This is a genomic window from Leptolyngbya sp. GB1-A1 (assembly GCF_039962475.1).
GTDB lineage: Bacteria > Cyanobacteriota > Cyanobacteriia > Elainellales > Elainellaceae > Leptolyngbya_A.
In genome coordinates this window covers 1-8,857 of sequence record NZ_JAMPLI010000096.1, presented here as the reverse complement: position 1 = coordinate 8,857, position 8,857 = coordinate 1, and the positions used below count along the sequence as shown (strand labels likewise).

Sequence of the window (8,857 nt, the reverse complement as noted above, 5' to 3'; positions counted from 1 at the left end):
TGATCACCTTATGCTAACCGCAGCAGGATTATGGAACTTCTACCTGACTGCGGCATAGGAAGAACTTGAAAGGTCGCATTGGCTAGCTCTGTTCTTATTTCCCGACAACTCTAATAACCTGATTATCGATAGCAGGAATCTCTTTTTCAGGTAATGGAGTGGGATCAACGTTTCCCTCTTTGAGATAAAAGTTGGTTTTCTCGTCGAGTTCTTCCTGAGAGATGTACCCTTTTTCTACGAAGAAGCCAGAGATTCCTCCTAACCATTTTTCGTAATAGCGCAGTCTGAAATAGTCAAACGGGTTCATGGCTTCTGCGCCCCGGCGCAGGTCTGCCCAAGTCCAGATATCCTTAAAGGCGGTTGGAACTTGGTTGATGGGGTATTGAGGCAAGGCTTCTTTAAGGTGAGCGCTCAACCCCATCATGGCAGCGTGAATGCCAAAAATGCGCTTTTCCCAGGGTTCAACGAATACCTTTTTCTGGAAGTCCACAGGACCAAGTCCTTCTAGACCTCCAAGGGAGTGTTGTAGTTTCATCAGCAGTTGATCTCCTCTTTTACGTAATTAGCGATGCACAAATAGAGTTGAATTAATCTTGGAAGGCAATATTTCCTCTGAGGAATGCAGTGAATTTAGGCTGATGGGTCGAGCCTACCCTCCAATTCAACTTCTGATTTTTCTTGCTCCTTCGCCTGCTCTGGCTACAGCGGGAGTAGTAGTCAAAGCCTTACCCCATGCCTCGGATAGATAGCCAAGGATGTTCCCCAAAATCATAGCTGCGATCGCAATTAAAACAGGGTTATTGGGCAGGGAAGCAGTCACGGGCAACCCGGTCACGGCAACGGTGCCAACAGTTTGCGAAAAGCCCCAAACAATTGCTGGTGTAACGCCGTGGGTAAAGGGCAGCTTAGATGCCTGTACCATAGCAGCACTACCAATGCCTACACAGATAGCAGCAACTAGTGGAGTATTGCCAATCAAATCAATAGACCAGAGCGACAGTGCTGCAATGATAATGCCCGTGATATTACAGAAAATAGACTTGATAAACCCCTGAACGCCGCCTCCCACAACAAAGAAAGAAGCCCATGCGGTAAAGGTAACCCAAACCGGTACTGGAATTACCGTTGCCGTCACAAAAACATCAACCCCGCCAAGCACGCCAATACTAATGGTTAATGCTTCGGATTGTTTCATGGCAGATTGCTCTCCGAAAGGATAATGTTGCAGTTACATCAAACACTCACTAAAACCAAGCCGCAGTTCAAGTTCGTCTAGATCACGACCAATAAATACCAGGTCATTACGTCGAACTTCATCGGGTTGCCAGGGGCGGCCGGGACGACCATCGAGGGTCATGTGAACGCCCTGGAAGACAAACCGCCGGTCTTCGTAGTCCATATTCAAAATCCCCTTCATGCGGAAAAGGTCGGGACCACGGGACTGTACTAGCTGATAGAGCCAGCGATTGAGTTTGTCGCCGTTGATGACACCTGGTTCCTGAATAGCGACGGAGGAAATGGTCTGGTCATGGTCGTGGGCATCCTCGTTTAGGAACTCCGGGTCGATGCTGAGGGCATTTTTCAGGTCGAAGGCACCGACTCCCAACACCGCATCCAAAGAAATTTGGCACTGCTCGGTCTGATAGGTTTTTGCGATCGCATTCATTCCCCGAATTCGGTGTTCCAGTTCCTCTAAAACCGGGGGCGACACTAGATCGACCTTGTTGAGCAAAATTACGTCGGCAAAGGCGATCTGCTCTTGGGCTTCGCTGCTGTCCCAGTGATCCCAAATGTATTTGGCATCAACTACGGTGACAATGGCATCGAGCAGGAGGCGCGATTTCATCACCTCATCCACAAAAAATGATTGAATTACCGGAGCTGGATCGGCTAGTCCCGTAGTTTCAATCATTAAATAATCAAAATCTTCAGAACGGTCTATCAAGTTGCTGATAATGCGAATCAGATCGCTACGTACGGTACAGCAGATACAGCCATTATTCATCTCGAAAATTTCTTCGTCAGCACCAATAACCAGTTGATTATCGATGCCAACCTCGCCAAACTCGTTAACAATAACCGCAATTCGCTTACCGTGTTGAGCTGTTAGGATGTAATTCAGCAGAGTTGTTTTGCCCGCGCCCAAGTAACCCGTCAGAACCGTTGTTGGAATAAAACTCTGCAAGGTGAAGTAACCTCCTTAGTCGTCCTGTCAGTCCGTTTGCAAAGAAAAATAAATAAACAAATAGAGATTGCTACTTCAAAATCTCAGAAAGACCAATAATCCAAAGCAGAAATCTTTCTAAAATACTTTAGCTGGACTATTGCTTTTGTTTTATCAACTTCATTGAAATTCTAAGCAAGCTAGGATTTATTAATTGTATATCAAGCAACATATTCTAAGTTATCGCAAATACCAAAGAGAATTTTTATAGTGTAAATTAACTCGCTTTATAACCTCATCAATAAATGAGATGACTATTGGGAGAATGGTTAAGAATGTTGTGTATTGCAATAAATAACCGAAATTTACCCATGGAATGTGCAACGAGTTTCGTCGACCGTTCTAAAAGTTTTGTAAGGCAGAATCTAGGGGTTAAACAGCAGAATGAATAATGTGGTCGATGGTGTTCATTTGCTGGAGGGTTTATGGATAGCGATCGCTGTAATGGGACAAGAATGGAATGGTGTAGAGCTAGAAGTGACTGAAGAAGAACGGTTGCGTGTACCAAGCGAGTTTTGGAAAGCAGTGTTACTGGAACGGTACTAGTTAGGAAGTGAGTTTGTAGGGATCTGGAAGAAGCCCGTTCAACCTGTTGGCAGAAAATCAATGAAAATTTACAGCAGTAGATTCCCGGACACTTTGAAGTAGAGTAGGATCGAAGTGTTGTCGTCCGATGGAATGTTTCAAGGAGAGGGCAACCACGCCTTAGAGCGTTTTAAGTTTAATTTCACCTGACTACTGAGATAAGCAGGAACTTGATTATGGTTCTGCAGAAACTTTGGCAGAGCTGCTCAATAGTTGTAACAGACTGCCGAAGCGGTTTACCAGAGCAAATAGCAAGGCAGAGAGTGCGACAAATAATACAGTGACACATGCCATAACAGGAGTGTAGCCATAGTGCAAGCTATTAAAAATCTTGATTGGCAAAGTTTCAACTGTAAAACCCGAAACCATGAATGAAACAATGTACTCATTTAAGCTGAAGACAAAAGCAAAGGCATATCCTGCAACTAGGTAGGGCTGAATCAGCGGAAGTACAATGGTTATAAAGACAACTGATTCATTTGCTCCCAGCGTTTTTGATGCCTCAACGACTGACGATCGAATCGATCGCAAGCCGAGTAGCGAGGTAACGAGTGGAAAGGGAACAAGGAGAATTGCATGGGAAAGTATCGTCGCGTAGATGCTCCCATAAGCACCGATTGATGCCCAAAAGCTGAGGAAACTAATTGCAATCACAACAGGCGGTAAGACGGCTGGTGCTAGACCGAGGTAAAACAGAAATTGGTGGTACCCCTTTCCAGTGCGCCAAAGAGAATAGGCGATCGGTATCGCAATCGATGATGCGATCGCAGCCGCAGCACAAGCAATTCCAAGGCTATTTGCCATTGGCAGGAGCCACTCTGACCGAGTAAACAACTCTCCATACCACTGAAAAGAAAATCCCCTCGGTGGAAATATCAAACTCTTAGTGGAATTGACAGAGACACCGCCCACGACCAGAAGTGGCGCAGCTAAAAATAATAAAACACCGCTAATTAACCCGTTTCGGAGCCAGTGATTCATAAATCTGTCTCCTGATCTGAAGTTGAAGAAATTAGGCAGACCAGCACAAGCGTCAGCAGCATCAGCATCAGTGACAGTGCCGCAGCGAAGGGTAAGTTGGATTGCTGAATTGCCTGATCCGTAATTAAAACTGAAATGGTCCAGTGCTGGGGGTTGCCAAGCATCTGCGGAATTAGATAGGAGCCGATCGCAAAGATAAAGGCAAAGAGGAAAGCCGTAACGATCGCACGTCGCTGCATTGGTAGAATGATGTCAAAAAACGTGCGAACTGGAGAGGCACCTAAGGTTTGTGCAGCCTCGGAGACTTCAGGATTTAACCGGGCGACAGAAGGATAGAATACTAAAACGGCAAAGGGTAAAGTGCGATAGGTCAACGCTAGGAGTACAGCAGCAAGTCCTGGTGCCCAAGCAACTGCCTGGGGGAGAAGTTTTAGGAAAACCAGTAGATTCGATAGTCCGGCTGACTCCGACAGCAGCACTGACCAGCTAAAACTAATAATTACTTCTGAGAGCGATAGTACCGATAGGATAAAAATCAAAATAAAGACTTGAGCGGTTTGAGAGAGCTGAGTGAGCAGATAGGTAAACGGAAATGCAACTCCGACACAGCAACTTGCTGCGACTGCTGCGAAGATAAAGGAGAAAGCCGTTTGACGGAGAAATAGCGGCGTAAAAAACCGAAGATAGTGGCTTAAATCAAAACCAGGACTGTAGAAACCTGCTGGAGCGCGTTGAGCTACACTGACGATCAGCGTCATGCAAAGCGGGATCAGCAGAAATATCCCCAGCATTACTGGTGGATAGAGCATTCTCAGCAAGCGTAGCTTACCCGTTAATTGATCTGCCCTGGTAGCAGGAGCGGGTCTAGCGATAGATTTTATACTCATTGCAGGATAATGCAGGAGTTGGCTGAAAAGGAAGCAGTCACTGTATCGCCCTGAGCCAGACGGGGTCTAGCTTTCGGTAAAACTGTGCTAACAACTTTGCGTCCCCGACAGTCTAGATGTATTTCTACACTGGAGCCAATATCCCGAATAAAAGTAACAGTGCCAGGAATGCAGTTGCGACCTGATGGTTGCCCTGGCACTACGGTCACATCTTCAGGACGAACGCCAATACTGACCTGTTGCCCTGAACTGAAGCGATCGCCCAGTTGCCATCCAGTGAACAGCACCCCCTCTACTTCGATCGCCGTCTCATTGCAAACAACCCCTCGCAGGAGATTGTTGGTGCCAATAAAGTCTGCAACAAAGGGATCTGTGGGATGACGATAGATCTCTAACGGTTTACCGACCTGCCGAATTTTGCCCTCGTTCATGACGACCACTCGATCAGATATGGTCATTGCTTCTTGCTGGTCATGGGTGACCAAAATGGTTGTAATGCCCAAACGCTGCTGAAGCAGTCGTAGCTCTAGCTGCATGGCTTCTCGTAACTTGGCATCCAGGGCAGAAAAGGGTTCGTCCAGCAAAAGTAGTTTGGGATGACGCGCTAAGGCACGAGCAATTGCAACACGCTGCTGCTGCCCTCCTGAAAGCTGGGAGATTCTGCGCGATTTTACCCCCGGTAAACACACTAACTCCAGTAACTCATCCACTTGCTTTTCCTGCTGAGATTTCGGAACTCTCTGAATGCGTAATGCATAGGCAATATTTTCACCCACTGTCATGTGCGGAAATAAAGCTAAGGATTGAAACACCATGCCAATATCGCGTTGATGGGTTGGCACCTCTGTAATGTCTCGACTTCCTAAGAAGATTTGTCCGCCATCAGAAGTTTCTAAGCCTGCAATTAATCGCAGCAGCGTTGTCTTGCCGCAACCTGACGGTCCCAGAAAAGAGACTAACTCTCCTGAGAAAATTTCAAGATCAATATAATCGACTGCATTGACAGCACCAAAATGTTTGGTGATACTCTTCAGACCTAAATAAGCCATGTCTATTACCTCAGCCTGAGAACAAAAGACACTAGCTCGTTATCATTTCTGTCCACTTTTGAGCAATCCAGTCTCCTTGCTCCATGTAGGTGCGGTAAGCAGGAATAATGGGCGAAATATCGCTTGCAACGGCGTTGAATTCTTCGTCTGTTAAATCTGTATCCTTGCGATCGATAACGGGAGCAACGCCAACATTTCGGGAAAGCTTGGCTTGAATTTCAGGCTGGCACATATAGTCCATGAAGACGTATGCCTCCTCCAGCTTCTTTGAAGGACGGCTCATCACCCAGCAGCCCGAATCGTTAATCCCTCCCTCTTGTGTAAAGGTGGACCGAATCGGTTTGCCCTGTTTCGCTTTCAATACAGAGACGTCGTGGTAATACTGTCCCATTGCCAGTTCTCCAGTTTCCAGGGCTTGCTGAAACTGAGCTTCATCTCGATACCACAATTTGACATTCGGCTTAATTTCGGCCGCCTTATTCAGCACTTGCAGAATCCCGTCCTGGGTTTCTAGAATTTTGCTGCCGTCAAAGAAGGTTGCTGCGGTGATGTCTAGTAAAAAGCCTCCAGTGGGAAGCGCGTTCATCCCCAGTTGATTCCGATATTGCTCATCCCATAAACTAGCCCAGGAAGCAGGTACGGTGGGGTGCTTTGTTTTATTAGTTACAAAGGTGACATACCAGGAGGCTGCACCAATTCCATCCACTCGTCCATCCGGATAGCGATGAATAAAGTTATCCTTCAAATACTTTGCATTGGGAATCCGTTCAAGGTCAAAGGGTGTCCATAAGTCTGAAGCCTGCCCACGCAGCATCGGGATCTGAGCCATCATCGATAGATCGGTGGGTGCCTGATTTGCTCTTGCTGCTGTCTCTAGCTGGGTGTACCAGGCATCTGCGGCAGGAGTCGGCACAGATTCGATTTCGATCCCTGTTGCTTTCGTGAATTCAGGATAAATATTTTTGACAAATGCCTCCTCAAAAAAACCGCCAAACGTTCCAACCTTGAGGCTCCGCTTTCCGTCTGTTTGTACAGAGGGAGCTTGCGGAGAACAAGCAACTGCTGCTGTAAAACCTGCAAAAGCAGCCGCGCCTCTGATAAACTGTCGTCGATTAATTGAATGGCCCATAATATTTTCCTCGTGTGCTCAGAACAATTGGAAGAATTAGACACAGTTCCGATACAAATTTGTCTATATGCCTCTAGTACGATTTCAGAATGTAGAATGACTAAAGTAATTTCGGTCAAACCCAGACAAATTCTTGCAAGATGGACTGATATTCAAAAATATAGACTCATTGCTCCTTCCAGTTTCTAGTTAGAATTTGCTCCCTATGAATTATGAGATGAACCACGACGATAATCTTAATGAAGAGCAGGCTAACGAATCGGAAATTAGTTCGCTGGATCTGCAAATCATTCAACAGCTTCAACAAGATGGCAGAATGGCATACAGCAAAATTTCGAGAGAACTCGGTGTTCCTGAAGCAACGGTACGATATCGCGTTAAGCGTTTGGTTGATGATGGAATCATTACGATTAATGCTTTTTTAAATACGGGTAAGCTCAATTACGCCAATGTTGCCTATATCGAGATAGAGACAAGCGCCGAGTTTCACGAAAGACTACTTCAGGAATTAATCGAGACAGAAAATATCAGCTATCTCTCCGCAGTCACGGGAGAATACAACATTATGCTGGAGTATGTTTGCCAAAGTAATGAAGACTTGCTTGAGTTTACAAACTGGCTTAAGCGACAGCCGGAAGTTCATCGCTTAAACGTTAGAGTAATACTCAAAATATTTAAAGCACAGTATCCAATTCGGGTGAAAAACACAAGACAGAGTTAGCACCGATTTTCCTCCTATGGTAAGCCACTGCACTTATCGAGATGATGCATTTTTAACGAACTCATAGTCCGTGTCAGTCCTGTAACTATAATACGGAAGCTAAATCAGCCTGCAAAAGCAGAACTCATTCAATCGATATTCATGCGTGACAGAACTAATGCGTAACGAATTAAGGATAAACCTTTCCTTAGGCTGAAGAATATCGCCAAATCAGCAGCAGATTTTGTACTTCTGAATACAAAACACGCAAAAAATCTAGTTTTTGTTACCTTTTCCTGAAATAAAACTCGACTATATTTACCAAATCGGTAAATATGTAGAGTGTAAATGCTAATCCGCTAGCAACCATGATGAAAGTAGCTGCTGATCCATATGCTTTTCCCTATCAACAAGAGCTTACGCCTCAGAACACGGCTCTAATTGTGATCGATGTGCAAATTGATTTCTGCAATTTTGGGGGATACCTTGACCAGAAGGGATTCGATATTTCGCTGACGCGAACCGTCATTCAGCCAATCAAAGCTTTGCTGACGGTCGCAAGAGCAAAAGGATTTCCAATTTTTCATACCCGTGAAGGGCACCGTTCCGACTTAGCGGATTTGTCAGAAGTTAAGCACTGGCGGAGTCATCGTGCTGGGGCAGAGATCGGAAGTGAGGGTCCACTGGGGCGTATTCTTGTGAGGGGTGAACCCGGATGGCAAATTGTTCCAGAATTGGCTCCTTTGCCCGGCGAACCCGTGATTGACAAGCCTGGTAACGGTGCTTTCTATGCAACGGATCTTGATTTGCTACTTCAGCGAATTGGCGTCAAGAACCTAGTGATCTGCGGCTTGACTACTGCTGTTTGTGTCCATTCTACGTTACGTGAAGCAAGCGATCGGGGCTATGACATTTTGCTGCTGGAGGATTGCTGCGCTGAGAGCGATCCTCGGCTCCATGCAGCAGCGATTGAGATGGTGAAAATGGAAGGAGGTATTTTTGGAACAGTCGGAACCTCCCAAGCTTTCATTAGTACAGTCTCATCGCTACCGGATGTGAAGGAGCAGCAATCCGAGCTAGATCAGTATGTTGCTTTCTCTTGATTTTATTGAGTACAAGTCACGGAACTGTTTTTAAGCCAGTTTTTCAGGTGGAGGAGTATCTATGGGTAAAGTTCTGCGGAAACTTACAGCAGTTTTTAGGTAATTAGCCCCTTTTCTATTAAGCTAACGAGTGGACAATCTATCAAGTTGGTGAAATGCCTGTCGCTTACTCAACGGATTTACGCACTCGTGTAATCGA

9 protein-coding genes and 1 pseudogene are annotated in these 8,857 nt (G+C 45.7%); 3 read left to right on the top strand and 7 right to left on the bottom strand.

The window, feature by feature from the left end:
- Positions 1 to 103 precede the first annotated feature (103 nt).
- The 3 genes and pseudogenes from NDI45_RS30125 to NDI45_RS30115 all read right to left on the bottom strand — a co-directional run.
- A pseudogene (locus NDI45_RS30125) lies at positions 104 to 535 on the bottom strand (nitrile hydratase subunit beta); the annotation flags it as partial.
- Between the two features lie 126 nt (positions 536 to 661).
- A complete protein-coding gene (locus NDI45_RS30120; RefSeq protein WP_348249984.1) occupies positions 662 to 1,195 on the bottom strand; it encodes a DUF1097 domain-containing protein in 534 nt (177 codons plus the stop codon).
- A gap of 33 nt (positions 1,196 to 1,228) precedes the next feature.
- Complete coding sequence (locus NDI45_RS30115) at positions 1,229 to 2,185, bottom strand: GTP-binding protein (RefSeq protein ID WP_348249983.1); 957 nt, start codon at positions 2,183 to 2,185, stop codon at positions 1,229 to 1,231.
- Positions 2,186 to 2,608: 423 nt separating this feature from the next.
- Between NDI45_RS30115 and NDI45_RS30110 the strand changes: the two genes are divergently transcribed.
- On the top strand, positions 2,609 to 2,770 hold the full coding sequence (locus NDI45_RS30110) for a hypothetical protein (protein WP_348249982.1): 162 nt from the start codon (positions 2,609 to 2,611) through the stop codon (positions 2,768 to 2,770).
- Positions 2,771 to 2,983: 213 nt separating this feature from the next.
- Here NDI45_RS30110 and NDI45_RS30105 read toward each other — a convergent pair whose 3' ends face one another.
- The 4 genes from NDI45_RS30105 to NDI45_RS30090 form a co-directional block, all read right to left on the bottom strand.
- On the bottom strand, positions 2,984 to 3,790 hold the full coding sequence (locus NDI45_RS30105; RefSeq protein WP_190792351.1) for an ABC transporter permease: 807 nt from the start codon (positions 3,788 to 3,790) through the stop codon (positions 2,984 to 2,986).
- On the bottom strand, positions 3,787 to 4,599 hold the full coding sequence (locus NDI45_RS30100) for an ABC transporter permease (protein ID WP_348249985.1): 813 nt from the start codon (positions 4,597 to 4,599) through the stop codon (positions 3,787 to 3,789). The genes NDI45_RS30105 and NDI45_RS30100 overlap by 4 nt, the downstream gene beginning before the upstream one ends.
- A 74-nt stretch (positions 4,600 to 4,673) precedes the next feature.
- The gene (locus NDI45_RS30095; protein WP_348249981.1) at positions 4,674 to 5,726 is read right to left on the bottom strand and encodes an ABC transporter ATP-binding protein; all 1,053 of its coding nucleotides are present in this window, start codon (positions 5,724 to 5,726) and stop codon (positions 4,674 to 4,676) included.
- A 31-nt stretch (positions 5,727 to 5,757) separates the two neighbouring features.
- Complete coding sequence (locus NDI45_RS30090; protein ID WP_348249980.1) at positions 5,758 to 6,855, bottom strand: extracellular solute-binding protein; 1,098 nt, start codon at positions 6,853 to 6,855, stop codon at positions 5,758 to 5,760.
- Positions 6,856 to 7,072: 217 nt separating this feature from the next.
- On the opposite strand from NDI45_RS30090, the gene NDI45_RS30085 reads away from it, so the two are divergent.
- Positions 7,073 to 7,576: an Lrp/AsnC family transcriptional regulator gene (locus tag NDI45_RS30085; RefSeq protein ID WP_190791115.1), complete on the top strand. Its 504-nt coding sequence runs from the start codon at positions 7,073 to 7,075 to the stop codon at positions 7,574 to 7,576.
- Between the two features lie 347 nt (positions 7,577 to 7,923).
- Positions 7,924 to 8,658: an isochorismatase family protein gene (locus NDI45_RS30080; RefSeq protein ID WP_190791114.1), complete on the top strand. Its 735-nt coding sequence runs from the start codon at positions 7,924 to 7,926 to the stop codon at positions 8,656 to 8,658.
- The last annotated feature ends 199 nt before the right edge of the window (positions 8,659 to 8,857 follow it).

What these genes read in the sequence shown, in the direction of transcription:
- NDI45_RS30120 (WP_348249984.1), bottom strand. Translation starts at nt 1,195, where the DNA reads ATGAAACAATCCGAAGCATTAACCATTAGTATTGGCGTGCTTGGCGGG.
- NDI45_RS30110 (WP_348249982.1), top strand. Translation starts at nt 2,609, where the DNA reads ATGAATAATGTGGTCGATGGTGTTCATTTGCTGGAGGGTTTATGGATA.
- NDI45_RS30105 (WP_190792351.1), bottom strand. Translation starts at nt 3,790, where the DNA reads ATGAATCACTGGCTCCGAAACGGGTTAATTAGCGGTGTTTTATTATTT.
- NDI45_RS30100 (WP_348249985.1), bottom strand. Translation starts at nt 4,599, where the DNA reads ATGCTCTATCCACCAGTAATGCTGGGGATATTTCTGCTGATCCCGCTT.
- NDI45_RS30085 (WP_190791115.1), top strand. Translation starts at nt 7,073, where the DNA reads ATGAACCACGACGATAATCTTAATGAAGAGCAGGCTAACGAATCGGAA.
- NDI45_RS30090 (WP_348249980.1), bottom strand. Translation starts at nt 6,855, where the DNA reads ATGGGCCATTCAATTAATCGACGACAGTTTATCAGAGGCGCGGCTGCT.
- NDI45_RS30095 (WP_348249981.1), bottom strand. Translation starts at nt 5,726, where the DNA reads ATGGCTTATTTAGGTCTGAAGAGTATCACCAAACATTTTGGTGCTGTC.
- NDI45_RS30080 (WP_190791114.1), top strand. Translation starts at nt 7,924, where the DNA reads ATGATGAAAGTAGCTGCTGATCCATATGCTTTTCCCTATCAACAAGAG.